Raw genomic sequence first — 19346 nt, 5'->3', positions numbered from 1 at the left:
TGCCGCCGGTGCGCAGTTCTTCCGCACGGCGTTCCAGGAACCGCCGCGCCGTGCGTTCGGCCAGGCGCACGCGGATTTCGGTCAGGTAGGCCTCTTCCAGCGTCTGCGAGGCGGTGGCCAGCACGTTGCCGACCTCGACATAGAGCCGGTCGGCGCCGGTGGCGTCCATGATCTCCAGCGTGTCTTCGGCCAGTTTCGAGGCCAGGGTTTCGATGCTGCCCATCAGCGGGTGTTTTCCGTCAGGCGGCGTTTGACATATTCGGTGACGTTTTCGATCAGGGTATCCATGTGTGGCCCCTGGAAGAAGTGGTCGGCGCCTTCGATCTGCCGGTGGGTGATGGTGATTCCCTTCTGCTCGTGCAGCTTGGCCACCAGCGCCTCGGTATCGGCGGGCGGGGCGACGCGGTCGCGGGTGCCGTTGATGATCAGGCCCGAAGCCGGGCAGGGGGCGAGGAAGGAAAAGTCATACATGTTGGCCGGCGGCGCGACGCTGATGAAACCGGTGATTTCCGGCCGCCGCATCAGCAGTTGCATGCCGATCCAGGCCCCGAAGGAAAAACCGGCGACCCAGCAGTGCTTGGAGTTGCTGTTCATGGATTGCAGGTAATCCAGCGCCGCCGCTGCGTCGGAAAGTTCTCCAACCCCCTGATCGTATTCGCCCTGGCTGCGGCCGACGCCGCGGAAATTGAAACGCAGGACGGTAAAGCCCATGTTGTAGAAGGCGTAGTGAAGGTTGTAGACGACCTTGTTGTTCATGGTCCCGCCGAATTGCGGGTGTGGGTGGAGGACGATCGCAATGGGCGCGTCCTTTTCCTTTTGCGGGTGGTAGCGGCCTTCGAGGCGGCCTTCGGGTCCGGGAAAAATGACCTCGGGCATGGGCAGTCTTGTATCCTGTCTGTTATCTCCGCACTGGTCCCGTACAATTCTTGACAAAATTGCTAGGGGACATTAGAACGGTTCTAATTGAGGGTGCGCACGCAGGACGTGCGCGGTCTTGGTGCAGATACGCATTGCGGGGCGAAACGTCAATGTTTTCGCCCGTTCGGAGGCTGGGAGGCCGGGTGATGAAGCTGTCCACGAAGGGAAGATACGCGATGGTCGCGCTGGCTGACATTGCGTTGCAGCCCGCGGATTCGCTGGTGACCCTGGCGGAGATTTCGCAGCGCCAGGACATCTCTCTGCCCTATCTGGAGCAGCTGTTCGTCAAGCTCAGGCGGGCGAAGCTGGTGGAATCGGTGCGCGGGCCGGGGGGCGGCTATCGCTTGGCGCGGCCCGCTTCCGAGATCCGGGTGGTCGATGTTCTGACCGCCGTAGACGAGACGGTGGACGCGATGCGAAAGGGGGCGGGCGCGTCGGGGGCGTCGAGCGGCAGCCGTGCCCAGTCGCTGACCAACCGGCTGTGGGAAGGGCTGAGCGCGCATGTATACGTGTTCCTTCACCAGACTCGGCTTTCGGATGTGATCGAGAATGACCTGGCGCCTTGCCCGGCCGTTCCGACGCTGTTTTCGGTGGTGGATGCGGAATGATCGGGGCGGGCTCAGCGGTCGCGCCTGCGGCGCGAAGCTTTTCGGTCGGGGCGAGGGGCGCTGCCCCTCGCGCTCCCCGGGATATTTGGGGCCAGAAAATGATCGGGAAACGGGCGGGAAAGCGGTGAAACGGGTGTATCTGGACCACAATGCGACGGCGCCCTTGCGCGCCGAGGCGCGGGCGGCGATGGTCGCGGCGATGGAGGTGGTGGGTAACCCGTCCTCGGTGCATGCTGAGGGGCGCGCGGCGCGGGCGCTTGTGGAACGGGCGCGGGCGCAGGTGGCGGTGGCGTTCGGGGCCGAAGGGGCCGAGGTGGTGTTCACCTCCGGCGCGACCGAGGCGGCGGCACTGGCCTGTGCGGGGCGTTCGTTGCACGGGGCGGAGATTGAGCATGATGCGGTCAGGGCCTGGGTGGAGGAGGATCTTCCGGTGCGCCCGGATGGCGCGGTCGAGGTGGCCGATCCGGCGGCATCGGTGCTGCAGATGGCCAATTCCGAGACCGGGATCATCCAGGACCTGCCCTCGGGGCTGGCGGTGACCGATGCCACCCAGGCCTTCGGCAAGCTGCCGGTGGCCTTCAACTGGTGTGGGGCCGAGATGGCGCTGATCTCGGCGCACAAGCTGGGCGGGCCGAAGGGTGTGGGCGCGCTGGTGTTGCGGCGCGGGCTGGAGGTTGCGGCGGTGTTGCGCGGTGGCGGACAGGAGATGGGCCGGCGCGCGGGCACCGAGAACGTCATCGGCATTGCCGGCTTCGGCGCGGCGGCCGAGGCGGCGGCGCGGGATCTGGCCGATGGCGTGTGGGAGCGCGTGGCCGGCCTGCGCGACCTGCTGGAGGAGGCTCTTGCCGCCGGCGCGAAACAGACTGTTTTTGTCGGGAAAGATGCGCTACGGCTTCCCAACACGCTGTGCCTCGCGACGCCGGGCTGGAAGGGCGAGACGCAGGTGATGCAGATGGACCTTGCGGGATTTGCCATCAGCGCCGGGTCGGCCTGTTCCAGCGGCAAGGTGCGTGCCAGCCGCGTGTTGCGGGCGATGGGGTTTGACGAGTCGGTGGCCGCCAGCGCGATCCGCGTCTCGCTGGGGCCGCAGACGCGGGAAGAGGATGTGCTGCGTTTCGCCGAGACGTGGCTGGACAAGGAAAAGAAGCATCGCGCCCGCGCGGCGTGAGGTCAGGAGAAACGGACATGGCCGCATTGGACAACAACGAAGTCAAGGAAGGTGTCGATCAGGAAACGGTCGATGCGGTGCGCGAGGTCGGCGGCACCTACAAGTATGGCTGGGAAACCGAGATCGAGATGGAATACGCCCCCAAGGGGGTGAACGAGGACATCGTGCGGCTGATCTCGGAGAAGAACGGCGAGCCGGAGTGGATGACCGAGTGGCGGCTTGAGGCCTTCCGCCGCTGGGAGAAGATGGAAGAGCCGAAATGGGCCATGGTCAACTACCCCGAGATCGATTTTCAGGACCAGTATTACTATGCCCGGCCCAAGAGCATGGAGAAAAAGCCGAAGTCCCTGGACGAGGTGGATCCCAAGCTGCTGGCCACCTATGAAAAGCTGGGCATTCCGCTGCGCGAGCAGATGATCCTGGCCGGGGTCGAGGGGGCCGAGGCCGCCCCCGCCGAAGGGCGCCGGGTGGCGGTGGATGCGGTCTTTGACAGCGTCTCGGTGGGCACCACCTTCCAGGAAGAACTGAAGAAGGCCGGGGTGATCTTCTGTTCGATCTCCGAGGCGATCCGCGAGCATCCCGAGCTGGTGAAGAAATATCTCGGCTCGGTGGTGCCGCCCACCGACAATTTCTACGCGACGCTGAACAGCGCGGTGTTCTCGGACGGCTCCTTCGTCTACGTGCCCCCCGGCGTGCGCTGTCCGATGGAACTGAGCACCTATTTCCGCATCAATGCCGAAAACACCGGGCAGTTCGAGCGCACGCTCATCATCGCCGACAAGGGCAGTTACGTGAGCTATCTGGAGGGTTGCACCGCGCCCAAGCGCGACACCGCGCAGCTGCATGCGGCGGTGGTGGAGATCGTCATCCTGGAGGATGCCGAGGTGAAGTATTCCACCGTGCAGAACTGGTATCCGGGCGATGAAGAGGGCCGGGGCGGCATCTACAACTTCGTCACCAAGCGCGCCGACTGCCGCGGCGACCGCTCCCGGGTGATGTGGACGCAGGTGGAAACCGGCAGCGCGGTGACGTGGAAATACCCCTCCTGCATCCTGCGCGGCGAGGGCAGCCAGGGCGAGTTCTACTCGATCGCCATCACCAACAATTACCAGCAGGCAGATACCGGCACCAAGATGATCCATCTGGGCGCCAATACGCGTTCGCGCATCGTGTCCAAGGGGATCAGCGCGGGGCACGCCCAGAACACCTATCGCGGGCTGGTGTCGATGCACCCGAAGGCGAAGAATGCCCGCAACTACACCCAGTGCGACAGCCTGCTGATCGGCGACAAATGCGGGGCCCATACGGTGCCCTATATCGAGGTGCGCAACAACTCGGCCCGGGTCGAGCACGAGGCGACCACCTCGAAGGTGGACGAGGATCAGCTGTTCTACTGCCGCTCGCGTGGCATGGACGAGGAAGAGGCCGTGGCGCTGGTGGTCAACGGCTTCTGCAAGGACGTGCTGCAGGCGCTGCCGATGGAATTCGCCATGGAGGCGCAGCAGCTGGTGGCGATCTCGCTGGAAGGGTCGGTGGGATGACGGCGGGGATGGTGGCGGCGCGGGCTGCGACCGGTACGGCGCCCGGCGGGCGGTCCGGTGGATGAGGCCGGCGGCCGGGCATATGGAGCGTCCGGTGCTGACCATGCCCGAGGAGGCGGCCGCGGCCGTGCGCGAAGCCTATGGGCGGGCCTCGGTGATCCTGGAATACGGCTCGGGCGGCTCGACCGTTCTGGCGGCCGAGATGCCGGGCAAGCAGGTGACCAGCGTCGAAAGCGACCGCAAATGGGCGCGGATGATGCGGAGCTGGTTCGACGCCAACCCGCCGGTGGCAGGCTCGCAGGTCGAGATCGTCCATGCCGATATCGGTCCGACCCGGGAATGGGGGCGGCCGGTGGACGACCGCGCCTGGCGGCGCTTTGCCCGCTATCCGCTGGCGGTGTGGGAGGAGGGCGCGCGTCCCCACCCGGACGTGGTGCTGGTCGATGGGCGCTTCCGGGTCGGCTGTGCGCTGGCCTGCGCCTTTCACATCACCCGGCCGGTGACGCTGCTGTTCGACGACTACCGGGATCGCAAGTGGTTTCATCAGGTCAAGGAGTTCATCGGCCCGCCGGCGCGGATGGCCGGGCGCATGGCGGTGTTCGATCTGGCGCCGATGGCGATCCCGCTTGGGCGGCTGTCGCGCGTCATCCGCCTGATGCAGCGGCCATGAGAATTTTGCCGCAGGCGCGGCTCGGAACATGAGAGACGAGGAAAAAATGCTGAAAATCAACAATCTGCACGTGAAACTTGAGGAAGAGGACAAGGAAATCCTCAAGGGCGTGGACCTGACGGTCGAGGCCGGCAAGGTGCACGCGATCATGGGGCCGAACGGCTCGGGCAAATCGACGCTGAGCTATGTGCTCTCGGGGCGCGACGGCTATGAGGTCACGGAAGGCTCGGCCACGCTGGACGGGCGCGACCTGCTGGCGATGGAGCCCGAGGAACGCGCCGCCGCCGGGCTGTTCCTCGCCTTCCAGTATCCGGTCGAGATCCCCGGCGTCGGCAACATGACCTTTCTGCGTACCGCCGTGAACGCTCAGCGCAAGGCCCGCGGAGAAGAGGAGATCAGCGCCGCCGATTTCCTCAAGCTGGTGCGCCAGAAGGCGAAGACGCTGAAGATCGACGCCGAGATGCTCAAGCGCCCCGTCAATGTGGGCTTTTCGGGCGGCGAGAAGAAGCGCAACGAGATCCTCCAGATGGCCATGCTGGAGCCGCGCATGTGCATCCTCGACGAAACCGATTCGGGGCTGGACGTGGACGCGATGAAGCTGGTCGCCGAAGGGGTGAACGCGCTGCGCAGCCCCGATCGCGGCTTTCTGGTCATCACCCATTACCAGCGGCTTCTGGATCATATCAAACCGGACGTGGTGCATATCATGGCCGATGGCCGCATCGTGAAGACCGGCGGGCCCGAGCTGGCGCTGGAGGTGGAAAACAACGGCTATGCCGACATTCTGGCCGAGGTGATGTGATGGGGCTGGCCGAACGCAAGCAGGATGCGACCGCGGCCCGGCTGGCCGGGCTGGAGATTCCCCGCGGCGGGTGCACCGAAGCCGCGCGCGAGGAGGCGCTGGCCCGGCTGCGCGAGATGGGTCTGCCGGGGCGGCGCGACGAATACTGGAAATACACCCGCCCCGAGACTCTGGTCCAGCCCGACCCGCCGCCGGCGGCGGTGCTGCGCACGGACGAGCCGCCGATGTTCGACGCCTTCGAGCGGCTGAAGATCGTCTTCGTGGACGGGGTGTTCGACCCGCAGGCCTCGGATGATCTGGCGCTTGAAGGGGTGCGCATCGAGCGCATCGCCGATCTGTGTGCGCGCGATATCCACTGGGCGCGCGATCTCTACGGCGTGCTCGAGGCACGCGGGCAGAAGCCCGTGCCGCGGCCTCTGGCAGCCTTCAACACCGCCTTTGCCCGCGACGGGGTGGTGATCCACGTCACCGGCAGGCCCTCGAAGCCGATCAATCTGATCTATCGCCATGAATCGGAAGAGTCCGATGCGGTGCTTCACCACCTGCTGCGCATCGAGAAGGGCGCCGAGGCGACGATCCTCGAAAACGGCCCGGCGGCGGCGCGCTTCAACAAGTGCATGGAGATCGACATCGCCGATGGCGGCAGGCTGCATTTGGTGCGTGCCCAGGGGCGCGATCACGAACGGCGCGCGGCCACGCACATCTTCGCCCGGCTGGGGCGGGAATCGGTGTTCAAATGCTTCACCCTGACGGTCAACGGTGTGCTGACCCGCAACGAGGTGGTGGTCGAACTGACCGGCGACGAGGCGGTGGCGCATGTGGCCGGGGCCTGCGTGGGGGATGGCGATTTTCACCATGACGATACGGTGTTCGTCACCCATGACGCGGTGGGCTGCGAAAGCCGCCAGGTGTTCAAGAAGGTGCTGCGCAACGGCGCCACCGGCGTCTTTCAGGGCAAGATCCTGGTGCGCGAGGGGGCGCAGAAGACCGACGGCTATCAGATCAGTCAGGCGCTGCTGCTGGACGGGGACAGCCAGGTCTTCGCCAAGCCCGAGCTTGAAATCTACGCCGATGACGTGGCCTGCAGCCACGGCTCGACCAGCGGCGCCATCGACGAGGAGGCGCTTTTCTACCTGCGCTCGCGCGGGGTGCCCGCGGGCGAGGCGACGGATCTTCTGACGCTGGCCTTTCTGGCCGAGGCCATGGACGAGATCGAGGACCGCGCCCTGGCCGAGGAGATCACCGGGCGTGTCCGGGGCTGGCTTGCGCGTCATCGCTGATGTCGGTCACCCTGGACATTGCGGCCACCTGGCGCGGGCCGCGCCGGGTCATGCGGCGGCTGCTGGCCATGGGCCAGCGCGAGGACCGTGCGCTGGCCTTCCTGATGGGATTCTGCCTGCTGGCCTTCACCGCCGAGATGCCGGCGCTGGCCCGCAAGTCCTATCTCGAGGGCCTGGAACTGAACCCGCTTCTGGGTGGGGCGCTGCTGGGGACGGTGGTCATCCTGCCGCTGCTGCTTTATGGCCTGGCGGCGCTTTCGCATCTGCTGGCGCGGCTCGCGGGCGGGCGTGGCAGCTGGTACGGGGCGCGGCTGGCGCTGTTCTGGTCGCTGCTGGCGGCCTCGCCGCTGCTGCTCCTGCGCGGGCTGGTGGCGGGCATGATCGGCCCCGGGGCGGGATTGACCCTTGTGGATGTGCTGTGGCTGGCCATATTCCTGTGGTTCTGGGCCTCCTGCCTGTTCGAATCCGAAAGGGCCGATTCATGACCTCTGCCGATCTGCGTGCGTTGTTCCTGGCAACGCTGACCGACCCCGCCCGCGCCGCCCGACAGCTGATCGCCGCCGAGCTGCCCCGTCAGGCGGTGTGGCTGGCGCTGCTGCTGGCGGCGGCGCTGAACGCAATCCTGTTTTCGCTGTCGAACATGGCTCTGCCCACGCCCGAGATGTTCCCCGGCTTCATGCGTTCGCCACTGGTCTATTTCGCGCTGGTGGTGCTGGGCATGGTCGTCTTCGTGATGGCGCTGTCATGGGCCGGCCGGCTGCTGGGAGGACTGGGCGAGTTCGACCGGGTGCTGGTGGTGATGGTCTGGTTCCAGTATCTGCGCCTGGGCGTCCAGGCGGCCTCTTTCGTGCTGGTGCTGACCATTCCGGTCCTGTCGGTGGTGCTGGTGATGGCGGCCACAGTGGTCGGCATCTGGATCCTGCTGCATTTCATCGCCCAGGCGCACGGGCTGGACAATCTGGGCCGGGCTGCCGGGGTTCTGATCGTGGCGGCCCTGGCCATGGTGGTCGCCACTTCCATGTTCATCGCCCTTGTCGGAGGGCCCATGCTGGGATCCGTGCATCATGTATGACGTCGAAGCGATCCGCGCCGAGTTTCCGATTCTCGCGCGCCAGGTGAACGGGCGGCCGCTGACCTATCTGGACAACGGGGCTTCGGCGCAGAAGCCGCAGGCGGTGATAGACGCCGTCACCCGCGCCTATGCCGAGGAATACGCGAATGTCCATCGCGGCCTGCACTACCTGTCCAACATCGCCACCGAGAAATACGAGGCCGTGCGCAGCATCGTGGCACGGTTCCTCGGCGCGCGGGACGAGGACGAGATCGTGCTCACCACCGGATCGACCTTCGGCATCAACATGGTCGCCTATGGCTGGGCCATGCCGCGGCTGCAGGCGGGCGACGAGATCGTCCTTTCGGTGATGGAGCATCACGCCAATATCGTGCCCTGGCATTTCCTGCGCGAACGTCAGGGCGTGGTGCTGAAATGGGTCGATATCGCCGATGACGGCGCGCTGGATCCGCAGGCGGTGATCGACGCCATCGGGCCCAGGACGAAGCTGGTGGCGGTGACCCATGTCTCGAACGTGCTGGGCACGGTGGTGGACGTGAAGGCGATCACCCGGGGCGCCCATGACAGGGGCGTGCCGGTGCTGGTCGATGGCAGCCAGGGCGCGGTGCACATGCCGGTGAACGTGGACGACATCGGCTGCGATTTCTATGCCATCACCGGGCACAAGCTTTACGGTCCCTCGGCCTCGGGCGCGATCCACATCCGCAAGGAGCGCATGAACCAGATGCGCCCCTTTCTGGGCGGCGGCGACATGATCAGGGAGGTCACGCGCGACGAGGTGATCTACAACGATCCGCCGATGAAGTTCGAAGCCGGCACGCCGGGCATCGTGCAGACGATCGGGCTGGGCGTGGCGCTGGAATACCTGATGGATCTGGGCATGGAGAACATTGCCGCCCACGAGGCCGATCTGCGCGATTACGCCCTGTCGCGGCTTTCGGGTCTGAACTGGCTGCATCTTCAGGGCACGGCGCCGGGCAAGGCAGCGATCTTCAGCTTCACGCTTGAGGGTGCGGCACATGCCCATGACATCTCGACCATTCTCGACAAGAAGGGGGTGGCGGTGCGCGCCGGCCACCACTGTGCTGGCCCGCTGATGGAGCGCCTGGGGCTGACGGCCACATGCCGGGCCTCGTTCGGGTTGTACAATACGCGCGAAGAGGTGGACCGGCTGGTCGAGGCGCTGGAGCTGGCCCATGATCTGTTCTGCTGAGAGCGTTTCCCTTCGCGCCGGCGAATTTTGCGATTGCGACGGGGCCGGTGCGCGGCTATACCCCGCCTGGCAAGGCACCTGTAGCTCAGCTGGATAGAGCGCTGCCCTCCGAAGGCAGAGGCCAGAGGTTCGAATCCTCTCAGGTGCGCCAGAATCTCCCCTGATCGGTCGCGGGCCTGCATCCGTAGACAGCCCGGCCCCGATCGTCCGCATCGCCGGGCGGTGGCCCGAGCGACGGGCATCCCGGGACTGCTCGCAGACCCTTGTGCCCCGCTGTGCAAAAGTTTCTCAAACCTGTTGCGGTAATGCATCAGCCCATGTGGCGCGCGGAAAATTGATCACGTCCGCAAACCCTTAGGTTTTTCTCTTGCGAAGTGAACGACCGGCTGTTTCCTCCCTCGAAACGGTTCCCGGGGTGACGGGCATCTGTCCGCCCCTTCACGAACACATTATCGCCCGTATCATGCATACATCATTGGCGATGAAATCAGACGAGCGACCACGACCAAGACCGACGACCCAGACACTCCCAGGAAATATGGACCAGCAAGACCCCCCGGCATGTCGTCCGGGGGCCCTCGGATATTTTTCTGCAAGCCGCTCTGACGCAAGCAGCCGGAAATAAGGAGGAACGCATCCAGACCCGCCAGGACGCCTGCGTGTCGCATGTCAGGCAGCAGAGACAAGACGATGAACAAGGCTTCTCAATCTTCGCGAACACCGCACGGCACCAATTCCCTGATCCGGAAAATCGATAATGCCAAGTATAGGATCGCTGAAATATACGACACGCTCGACCTTCTGCCCGTGTCGGTAACCATGATAGATCCCGCCACCCTGCGTTTCGTATATCTCAACCGGGCCGCGAAAAGGCGGTTCGGCTGGTCGGATGCGGAATATCGCACCAGGACGCCGCTCGAGGCATTGAGCGATCTCGACGAGGACGGCTATCGCAGCCTGGTCGCGCCGCTGTTCACGGGGAAGGCCGACCAAGTGGCCCATGAACTGGTCGACAGGAACGGCCGTCCGGTCGAGGTCACGTTTCACCTTGTCCGGCGGTCGGGCGCCGACGAGGCCCTCATCGTCACCATTGCCCAGGACATTTCGGAGCGCAGGAAATCCGAGGAACGGATCCGGGAACTGGAATTCACGCTCGATTACGTCGAGCACGAAGTCTACATGTTCTGGCCGGACAGCAGGCGGTTTTTCTATGCCAACAAGGCCGCGCTGCACCGCAACGGGTTGACCGAGGACGAGATCCTGAACCTTGTTCCGACCGACCTGAAGAACAGTCTGACCGCAGAGGACTGTCGCTCTGTCCTGGGGCCGATGATCCGCGGCGACAGGACCAAGGCAAGTTTCGAGCGCAACTACCAGCGTCAGGACGGAACCTGGGTCACGGGCGAGATTACCATCCAGCTCATCCATCCCGAGGGCCACGCCCCCCGCTTTCTGATGACGATCCGGGACATATCGGACAAGAAGGCGGCACAGGACGAAGCCACGCTGCTGTCCCAGACGCTCGACCTGACCCAGGACGAGGTTTACCTGTTCTGGCCGGACAGCTACGAGTTCATCTATCTGAACGAGGCAGCCGCCGCCCGCGCCGAGGCCGACGGGTTGAAATGGCGCGGACGGCGGGTGGACGAGTTCATCTCGGAGTCCCGTTTCGCGGCGCTCCGGCAGCGATGCGCAACCCTGATGCGAGGCCCCGCGCGCAGCCTGTCCTACGAACTGACGGACAGGGACGGGCGAATGATCGAGGTCTTCCTGCATCTGGTTCAGCCGAGGGGGGCCAAGCCGCGATTTCTGGCCATCTATCGCGACATCACCGAACGCAAGGTGGCCGACAGGGCCAAGGCCGAATTCATTTCCACCGTCAGTCACGAGTTGCGCACGCCGCTGACCTCGATCAAGGGTGCATTGAGCCTGATCGGAGCCGGTGCAGGAGGAAATCTTCCGGCCGAAACGGCCACGCTGGTTTCGCTTGCGAACAGGAATTGCGATCGTCTCGTTCTGCTGATCAACGATCTGCTGGATCTGGACAGGTTGAGTTCGGGAGATATCCATCTGAAGATGGAGCCCCTGTGCCTGGCCGACCTGGTGCGGGAGGCGATCGAGGCGAACCGCGGTTATGGCGAGGAATTCGGCGTCTGCTTTGACGCCACGCATCTTGAAGAGAGCGTCGTGGTCAGAGGCGACAGGATGAGGCTCATGCAGGTTCTGGACAACCTGATGTCGAATGCCGCGAAATTCTCGAACAAGGGTGACCAGGTCGAACTTTCGGTCACCCGAGAAGATGATATCGCGGTGATCTCGGTCAGGGATCACGGCGTGGGCATTCCCGAGGACGCGCGCGATCGGATATTCGAGAGATTCACCCAGGCCGATTCCTCCGACCAGCGGCAGAAGGGCGGCACCGGCCTGGGATTGAACATTGCCAGATCGATCGTCGGGCTGCATCGCGGCAAGATCAGTTTCGTCAGCCGGATAGGCGAAGGAACCGAGTTCTTCGTGCGCCTGCCGATCACGCGAGAGTGGAGCGGCGCCGCGATGCAGGCCGGCTGAAGGCGGCCCATCGAATTGCTCGGAACTGCCCGACCGGTCGGGCCTTGCCCCGCATGTCTTTGGGGTTCGCCATGCGCGCGGCTGCGAAAGCCGGCACCGCGCGTGCCGCCGTCCGGCCGGGCGCCCGGGCGGCTCCGGCTCCGGCAAATTGTCCGGGGGATTCCCATTGCCCGCGCCGGGGTCTATGGTGCCTTCGGCAGACGGGCCGGAACAAGGCCCGATCTATACGGGGCGCGCGTTGGGCGATGGGCAGGTTTCTCTTCTGGCTGACATGGGCGATGACCGTGGCAAGCGCCGCGGTCGCGCAGGATTTCAGTGCTCTGGCCCGCATCGACCCGGCGACAAGCCGTATCACCGACAGCGGCGATGGGGTCGAGATCGAACTGGGGCTCAGCCAGGGCGTGCCGTGGCGGCTGTTCACGCTGGCTTCGCCGCCGCGGCTGGTGCTCGATTTTCAGGAAGTGGACTGGACCGGGCTGCAGGCCGAGGCGCTGCTGCGCTCGCGGCGGGTCCGATCCGTCCGTTTCGGCAGCTACGTGCCCGGCTGGTCGCGGCTGGTGGCCGAGCTTGCCGGGCCTTACGGCATCGACAGTGCCGGGATGCGCGTGGACGAGGCCACCGGGTGGGCCCGGTTGTCGGTGCGGTTGAGCCGGCGTGACGAGGAAAGCTTCGTCGCCGGGTCCGGTGCGCCCCATGACCCGCGCTGGGATCTGCCCGAACCGAGCCTGCCGGTGGCAACTGGCGCGGGGAACGGGACCGGGGATGACACTCGCCCGATGGTGGTGGTGATCGATCCCGGCCATGGCGGTATCGACCCTGGCGCCCAGGTGCCCGGCATCGACGAGAAGGCGGTCACTCTTGCCTTCGCGCGCGAACTGCGCGAGGCGTTCGTGCGCGGCGGGCGCGTGCGGGTGGTGCTCACCCGCGAGGACGATCGCTTCGTGTCGCTCGAGCGGCGCATATCGGTGGCGCAGGAGGCCGGTGCCGACCTGTTCATCTCGCTGCATGCGGATTCGCTGTCGGAGGGGCTGGCGCACGGGGCCACGGTGCATGTGCTTTCGCCCGAGGCCTCGGATGCGGCCAGCGCGCGCCTGGCCGAGCGCCACGACCGGGACGAGATCCTCTCGGGCGTCGATCTTTCCGGGACCGATGACGAGGTGACCGACATCCTGCTGGATCTGGCCCGCCAGGAGACTCAGCCGCGCACCGAGGCGCTGGCGCGGGCGCTGGTCGAGGGCATGGCCCAGGTCGGCGGTCCGATCAACCGCAGGCCGCTGCGGCGGGCGGCGTTTTCGGTGCTGAAATCGGCCGACATTCCCTCGGTCCTGATCGAGATCGGCTTCCTCTCGAGCCCCCGAGACCTGAAGAATCTGCAGGATCCGCAGTGGCGGGCGCGGCTGGCCCGCGGCATTCGCAACGGTGTGATGAACTGGCGCGCCGCCGACCTTGCCCGCCGGCCGCTGGTGCGGCAATAGCTGGCCGGAGGCTTCCCGGCCGGTTGGGGGCCTGTCCGCGCACTGCCGGAGCCGGCATCAATCCGCCGTCCCGGCGCCCGTGCCGGCGTCTTCCGGTTTTGACCCCGGCCGGAACCCCGCCTATATAGGCCGCACGGCGCTAACGAAGGCATCAACGTGATCCGGTTCATCCTCTCCTTTCTCGGAGCGATCTTCAGCTTTTTCACGCTGGGCATCTTCATGGTCATGCTGACCGTGGGCGGCATCTTCTGGATGTACAGCCGGGATCTGCCAAGTCACGAGTCGCTGGCCCAGTATCAGCCGCCGATGATCAGCCGGATCTATTCCGGCGAGGGCAGGCTGATCGACGAATTCGCGCGCGAACGGCGCCTGTTCACCCCGGCCGAGGAAATCCCGGACCTGATCAAGCAGGCCTTCATCTCGGCCGAGGACAAGAACTTCTACAACCACAAGGGCTATGACACCCGTGGCATCGCGGCGGCGGCCTTCGAGGCCATCCGCTCGCGCGGGCGCAACGTGCGCGGGGCTTCGACCATCACCCAGCAGGTGATGAAGAACTTCCTGCTTTCGGGCGACCGCAAGATCGAGCGCAAGATCAAGGAGATCATCCTCGCCGCGCGGCTGGAGGAGACGCTGCCCAAGGAAAAGATCCTGGAACTCTACCTGAACGAGATTTTCCTCGGCCAGAATTCCTATGGTGTGACTGCCGCCGCGCAGACCTATTTCAACAAGACCCTGGACGAGCTGGCCCCGCACGAGGCGGCCATGCTGGCGGCGCTGCCCAAGGCGCCGTCCGACTATCATCCGGTGCGGAACAAAAAGCGCCTGCTCGAGCGGCGCAACTACGTGCTGCGCGAGATGTATCAGAACGGTTATCTCTCGAAGGCGGTCTACGAGCGCGAGATCGAGGCGCCGCTGAAGACGGTCCAGAACGGCGACTACCCGAACTTTCGCGCGGCCCTGCCGCCGCGCGACTATTTCACGGATGAAATCCGCCGGCAGCTGACCGAATCGGACGAATTCATCGGCCAGCGCGGCGAGGACGGCTTCTTCACTGGTGGCTACACGGTCCGCGCCACCATCGACGAAGAAATGCAGCAGGCGGCGGCGCTGGCTCTGCGCACCCAGCTGGAAAAATACGACCGCGGGCGGGGGGTGTGGCGGGGCACCGGCAAGAGGATCCCGGCCGAGCGGCTGACATCCGAGGAAAGTTGGCGCGCGGCGCTGGCCGAGATCGAACTGCCCCGCGATGTGGTGCTGCCGACGCGGTGGTATCCGGCGGTGGTGCTGGAGGTGGGCCGACAGGATGCCCGCATCGGCATCGAGGACGTGCCTGAGAAACCGGGCGGTCACTGGATTCGTGCGCGCGACGTGCAATGGGCGCGCCCGCTGGGTCCCGACGGCAGGCCGGGGCGCAAGGCGCGGGTCGCGGGCGACCTGCTTTCGGTGGGCGACGTGGTTCTGGTGCGGGCGGTGACCAGCGACAAGGATGGCTCGGTCAAGGGCTGGAGCCTGCGCCAGATCCCCGAGATCCAAGGCGCCTTCGTGGCCATGGACGTCCATACGGGGCGGGTTCTGGCCATGCAGGGCGGGTTTTCCTACCAGTCGTCGGTGTTCAACCGCGCCACCCAGGCGATGCGCCAGCCGGGGTCGAACTTCAAGCCCTTCGTCTATGCCGCCGCCCTCGACAGCGGCTATTCTCCGGCCACCATCGTCGTCGATGCCCCGATCGAGATCGACACGCCCGAAGGCGTCTGGCGGCCGCACAATGCCTCGAACAAGTATTACGGACCGACGCCGCTGCGCACCGGGATCGAGCAGTCCCGGAACCTGATGACCATCCGCCTCGCGCGCGAAGTGGGGATGCCGGTGGTGGCCGGCTATGCCGAACGCTTTGGCGTGTACGACCGGCTCGAGCCGTATCTGGCCAATGCTCTGGGCTCGCAGGAGACGACGCTCTATCGTCTGGCCACGGCCTACGCGATGATCGCCAATGGCGGCGAGCGGATCCGGCCGACGCTGGTGGACCGAATCCAGGACCGCTATGGGCGGACCATCTATCGGCATGACCGGCGCCGCTGCCTGGGCTGCGATACGGCCGAACTGGGTCCGGACGAGGTGCCGAAGATCGTCTCGGACCGCCAGCGGGTGATCGACGCGATCACCGCCTATCAGATCACCTCGATGATGCAGGGGGTGGTGCAGCGGGGCACGGCGGCGGGGCGGATCAACCTGCCGGTTCCGGTGGCCGGCAAGACCGGCACCACCAACGAGGCCCGCGACGTCTGGTTCACCGGGTTCACCTCGAACATCGTCGCCGGCTGCTACATGGGCTTCGACCAGCCGCGGCCGCTGGGGAGGGGGGCCTATGGTGCCTCCATGTGCGGGCCGGTGTTCCAGAGCTTCATGGAAAAGGCGGTGGCGAAATATGGCGGCGGGCCGTTCAAGGTTCCGCCCGGCGGGCGGTTCATCAAGATCGACCGTTTCACCGGGGCGCGGTTGCCGGACGATGCCACCGGCGACAATGTGGTGGCGGAGTATTTCCGTGACGGGGAAGAGCCGATCTTCGGGCTGACCTATGATGGCGGCTTTGCCATGGGTTCCAACCTGCCGCTGTTCGAGGAAGTGCGCGAGGCCGGTCGCAAGGTGCGCACCTCGACCGGTCAGACCACGACGGTGGGGCCGAAGGCCAATTTCGGCACCGTCAGTTCCGGCGGGCTGTACTGAGGGCGCGGCCCGGCGTCGGGGAAGGGAATCGCGCCTGCGGCGCGATGCCTCCGGCGGGGATATTTCCGGCCAGAAAAAGGATGCGAGGGGGATGGCGGCGGCGCGCGGGCGGGTGGGGTGCAAGGCGGCGCTTGCCCGTGCCTGCGGGCTGGTCTATCACGCACACTCACGCAGACATGTTGCAGGATCCCCCATGCGCGCCGAGACGCAGAACATCGTTGCCGAGATCGAGAAGTCGCTGTCGCTCCTGGCACAGCGGATGGATCGGGAGACGGCCCAGCACCGGCTTGAAGAGTTCAATGCGCGGGTCGAAGATCCCAACCTGTGGGACGATCCGGCGGCCGCGCAGAAGCTGATGCGTGAGCGCCAGATGCTGGTCAACGCGATGGAGACCTACGAGTCCATCCGACAGGAACTGGAGGACAATGTCGGCCTGATCGAACTGGGCGAGGCCGAGGGCGATGACGAGGTGGTGGCCGAGGCCGAAGAGGCATTGCGAGCGCTGAAGGAAAAGGCTGCCCAGAAGGAGCTTGAGGCGTTGCTGGATGGCGAGGCCGACGCCAACGATACCTTCCTTGAAATCCATGCCGGTGCCGGCGGTACCGAAAGCTGTGACTGGGCGGCGATGCTGGCGCGGATGTATGTGCGCTGGGCCGAAAAGCACGGCTACAAGGTCGAGCTGGTCGAGGAGACGCCCGGCGAAGAGGCCGGGATCAAGTCGGCCACCTACAAGATTTCCGGGCACAATGCCTATGGCTGGCTGAAATCGGAAAGCGGCGTGCACCGGCTGGTGCGGATCTCGCCCTATGACAGCTCGGCCCGGCGGCATACCTCGTTTTCCTCCGTATGGGTCTATCCGGTGGTGGACGACAACATCGAGATCGAGGTGAACCCCGCCGACATCCGCATCGACACCTTCCGCTCGTCCGGGGCGGGCGGGCAGCATGTGAACACGACCGACTCGGCGGTGCGGATCACCCATATTCCGACGGGGATCGTGGTCACCAGCTCGGAAAAGTCCCAGCATCAGAACCGCGAGATCGCCATGAAGACGCTGAAATCGCGTCTCTATCAACTGGAGCTGGACCGGCGCAACGCCGAGATCACCGCCCAGCACGAAGCCAAGGGAGAGGCCGGCTGGGGCAACCAGATCCGCTCTTACGTGTTGCAGCCCTACCAGATGGTGAAGGATCTGCGCACCGGCCACGAAACCTCGGACACCAAGGGCGTTCTGGACGGGGATCTGGACGCCTTCATGGCCGCCACCCTGGCGATGAACGTCTCGGGCAAGAGCCGCGCCGAGGCTCAGGCCGAGGACTGACCCCGGCCGCCGCCGACCGGCCGGCGGCACCTTCCCGCGGGGGAAGCTGACCCTTTTCAGGAAAAGATGTACGGTTTAGGCTTGTTTTCGGGCAAGCTTGGAAAAGGGCGGCCCGACATCGGCCCCACGCCTTGCGGGCGGCCCATTGGCCGCAGCGGGCGCGGGGTGCGGATGGAGGCATCTGCGATGCGTGGGATGCTGAAAAGGGAGGAGGAGGAAACATGTTCAGAGAAAGGGAATTCGGTGCGCCGGAACTGCACCCCATGACCTTTTCGACAATGCAGGAGGCAGTCCGGCTGGGGTGGCGCGATTTCGTCCGCGCACCGCGCTGCGGAGTGGTGATCGCGGCATTTTACGTGGCGGCCGGATGGGCCATGACCTGGATCACGATCCAGACGCAGACGACCTTCTGGCTGGTGCTGGCGGTTCTGGGGTTCCCGCTGATCGGCCCTTTCGCCGCGGTCGGCATGTACGAGGTCTCGCGCCGGCTGGGGTGGAACGAGGACACGAGACTTTCCCGGATCTTGGGCTGCATCCGGCGGCAGGGCAAGCGCCAGTTGCCGTCGCTGTCGGCGGTGATCGGCGTGATCTTCCTGTTCTGGTTCTTTCTGGGCCACATGATCTTTGCATTGTTCATGGGGCTGATGCCGGCGGTGAACCTTGCCTCTCTGGAGCTGTTGGCGAGCGTGAACGGAATCGCGATGCTGTTCGTCGGCTGCGGGGTCGGGTTGATGTTCGCGCTGCTGCTCTACATGATCACGGTGATGGCGGTGCCGATGCTTCTTGATCGCGAGGTGGATTTTGTCACCGCCATGATCGAAAGCTTTCAGTACGTCCTGGCCAACCCGGTTCCGATGCTTGCCTGGGCGGCGTTCCTTGCTGGCATGACCTTCCTCGCCATCATTCCCATGTTCCTGGGGCTGCTGGTAGTTCTGCCGCTTCTGGGACACGCGTCCTGGCACCTGTACCGGCTGGCGATGCAGGAGCCGGTGCCGGACGCGGTTCATCAGATGGCCTGAGCGGGGCCGAGAAGACGGCGGTGGCGGGGCGCCAGGGCATCCTCGCCGCACGTCCCGGCCGCCCGCGCTGCCGGCAGCACGCGCCGGGGCCCGTGGCCGAGATGTTCGCAGACGACCCGCGTGGCATGAATGCCGGCGGGGATGCCGTGCGAGGGCCGTGCCATGTACCCGGACCAGAGCTTGCCCGCAAAGCCCCTGGCGCGGGTCAGGTGGCCGAAGATCCGGTCCCTGCCGCCGCGCCGCGCCGCGATCAGGCCAAGCCCGTCCGCCTGCCGCGTGACGAGGCCGCGGAATTCGCGTTCGGCCGGTGTCGTGCCGGGCCCGGAACGGCGCTTCCCGTCGCGGTCCTCGTAGCCGCGCAGGCAGGTCAGCCCCCCGTCGCGGAAGACGAATACGACTCTGACCGTGAACCGGGTCTCATCCGCGAAACTGCGCCGGACCACCCGGTAGAACCCGTCCGGAAACTCTTCTTCCGTCACCTCGTTCAGCACGTGTCCCAGAAACGCGCCGAGAACCGGACCGTCGAGGGCGGGGCAGGAGCGGCCCAGCTCTGCGACCGGTTGCAGACGGATTCGGGCATCGACCTCGAAAAAGCGGCAGATCCGGTCAAGCACGTCGGGACGGGGAAAGCTTTCCCCGGCGAGGTAGCGGTTGAACTGGGTCCGGTTGATGCCCAAGCGCCGCGTCAGCGCCGAGATCGAAGGATACCCGCGCGCAAGAACGCGAAGGTTGTCGCCGAACATGCTGCGCAGTTCGGCCGGCGATCTGTCGGCTGCGTTCATCATGGCTCCCGTCCGGGTCGCACGGCTGTCGTCGCACCGAAATACCGGAGTGGACTCACAACCGGTTCTTGCCCGGCCGCCCATTACGGCACCTTCGAAGGAAGGCACCGCCTGCGCGACTGACCGAAATGGTAGCCCGAGCAGGGAGCAATTCAAGGAATCGGTGGCAGATTCATGAATCC

16 protein-coding genes, 1 tRNA gene and 1 pseudogene are annotated in these 19346 nt (G+C 65.6%); 15 read left to right on the top strand and 3 right to left on the bottom strand.

From position 1 onward, the window contains the following. Positions 1 to 7: 7 nt before the first annotated feature. Together ACZ5CM_RS10450 and ACZ5CM_RS10445 are read right to left on the bottom strand one after the other, a co-directional pair. Positions 8 to 223 (bottom strand): annotated as a pseudogene (locus tag ACZ5CM_RS10450) (hypothetical protein); the annotation flags it as partial. Beyond that, complete coding sequence (locus ACZ5CM_RS10445; protein ID WP_464638423.1) at positions 223 to 876, bottom strand: alpha/beta hydrolase; 654 nt, start codon at positions 874 to 876, stop codon at positions 223 to 225. The gene ACZ5CM_RS10445 and the pseudogene ACZ5CM_RS10450, both read right to left, overlap by 1 nt. A gap of 188 nt (positions 877 to 1064) precedes the next feature. On the opposite strand from ACZ5CM_RS10445, the gene iscR reads away from it, so the two are divergent. The 15 genes from iscR (at position 1065) to ACZ5CM_RS10370 (ending at position 18382) form a co-directional block, all read left to right on the top strand. Next, positions 1065 to 1526 (top strand): Fe-S cluster assembly transcriptional regulator IscR, encoded by a 462-nt coding sequence (gene iscR, locus ACZ5CM_RS10440; RefSeq protein WP_464638420.1) that lies wholly within the window; start codon positions 1065 to 1067, stop codon positions 1524 to 1526. Between the two features lie 124 nt (positions 1527 to 1650). After that, positions 1651 to 2694, top strand: a complete 1044-nt coding sequence (locus ACZ5CM_RS10435) for a cysteine desulfurase family protein (protein WP_464638418.1) — start codon at positions 1651 to 1653, stop codon at positions 2692 to 2694. Between the two features lie 17 nt (positions 2695 to 2711). Beyond that, a complete protein-coding gene (gene sufB, locus ACZ5CM_RS10430) occupies positions 2712 to 4235 on the top strand; it encodes a Fe-S cluster assembly protein SufB (RefSeq protein ID WP_464638415.1) in 1524 nt (507 codons plus the stop codon). 61 nt (positions 4236 to 4296) lie between these two features. Further along, positions 4297 to 4905, top strand: coding sequence for a hypothetical protein (locus tag ACZ5CM_RS10425; RefSeq protein ID WP_464638413.1), 609 nt, complete (start codon positions 4297 to 4299; stop codon positions 4903 to 4905). Between the two features lie 46 nt (positions 4906 to 4951). Further along, entirely contained in the window at positions 4952 to 5707 is a 756-nt protein-coding gene (gene sufC, locus ACZ5CM_RS10420) for a Fe-S cluster assembly ATPase SufC (RefSeq protein WP_464638411.1), read from the top strand. Further along, a complete protein-coding gene (gene sufD / locus ACZ5CM_RS10415; RefSeq protein ID WP_464638409.1) occupies positions 5707 to 6987 on the top strand; it encodes a Fe-S cluster assembly protein SufD in 1281 nt (426 codons plus the stop codon). Before sufC ends, sufD begins: the two co-directional genes overlap by 1 nt. Continuing rightward, positions 6987 to 7472 (top strand): YIP1 family protein, encoded by a 486-nt coding sequence (locus ACZ5CM_RS10410; RefSeq protein WP_464638407.1) that lies wholly within the window; start codon positions 6987 to 6989, stop codon positions 7470 to 7472. Before sufD ends, ACZ5CM_RS10410 begins: the two co-directional genes overlap by 1 nt. Next, the gene (locus tag ACZ5CM_RS10405) at positions 7469 to 8059 is read left to right on the top strand and encodes a YIP1 family protein (protein ID WP_464638405.1); all 591 of its coding nucleotides are present in this window, start codon (positions 7469 to 7471) and stop codon (positions 8057 to 8059) included. Before ACZ5CM_RS10410 ends, ACZ5CM_RS10405 begins: the two co-directional genes overlap by 4 nt. After that, positions 8052 to 9272, top strand: coding sequence for a cysteine desulfurase (locus ACZ5CM_RS10400; protein WP_464638403.1), 1221 nt, complete (start codon positions 8052 to 8054; stop codon positions 9270 to 9272). Before ACZ5CM_RS10405 ends, ACZ5CM_RS10400 begins: the two co-directional genes overlap by 8 nt. Before the next feature lie 74 nt (positions 9273 to 9346). Then, positions 9347 to 9423: transfer RNA gene (locus tag ACZ5CM_RS10395), tRNA-Arg, on the top strand. Between the two features lie 515 nt (positions 9424 to 9938). Next, a complete protein-coding gene (locus tag ACZ5CM_RS10390) occupies positions 9939 to 11840 on the top strand; it encodes a PAS domain S-box protein (protein WP_464638400.1) in 1902 nt (633 codons plus the stop codon). 245 nt (positions 11841 to 12085) lie between these two features. Beyond that, entirely contained in the window at positions 12086 to 13315 is a 1230-nt protein-coding gene (locus tag ACZ5CM_RS10385) for an N-acetylmuramoyl-L-alanine amidase (protein WP_464638397.1), read from the top strand. 156 nt (positions 13316 to 13471) lie between these two features. After that, positions 13472 to 16042 (top strand): penicillin-binding protein 1A, encoded by a 2571-nt coding sequence (locus ACZ5CM_RS10380; protein WP_464638394.1) that lies wholly within the window; start codon positions 13472 to 13474, stop codon positions 16040 to 16042. A 193-nt stretch (positions 16043 to 16235) separates the two neighbouring features. Further along, positions 16236 to 17363 (top strand): peptide chain release factor 2, encoded by a 1128-nt coding sequence (gene prfB, locus ACZ5CM_RS10375; protein ID WP_464638392.1) that lies wholly within the window; start codon positions 16236 to 16238, stop codon positions 17361 to 17363. 221 nt (positions 17364 to 17584) lie between these two features. After that, entirely contained in the window at positions 17585 to 18382 is a 798-nt protein-coding gene (locus ACZ5CM_RS10370; protein ID WP_464638389.1) for a DUF2189 domain-containing protein, read from the top strand. Here the strand turns inward: ACZ5CM_RS10370 and ACZ5CM_RS10365 are convergent. Further along, positions 18370 to 19167 carry a helix-turn-helix domain-containing protein gene (locus ACZ5CM_RS10365; RefSeq protein ID WP_464638386.1) on the bottom strand — a complete coding sequence of 266 codons (798 nt, stop codon included), beginning with the start codon at positions 19165 to 19167 and terminating at the stop codon, positions 18370 to 18372. The genes ACZ5CM_RS10370 and ACZ5CM_RS10365 overlap by 13 nt on opposite strands. Positions 19168 to 19346: the final 179 nt, after the last annotated feature.

The organism is Piezobacter thermophilus, from assembly GCF_055386745.1.
Note: the sequence above shows the minus strand (reverse complement) of the source record. Positions and strands in the feature narration are given on the sequence as shown.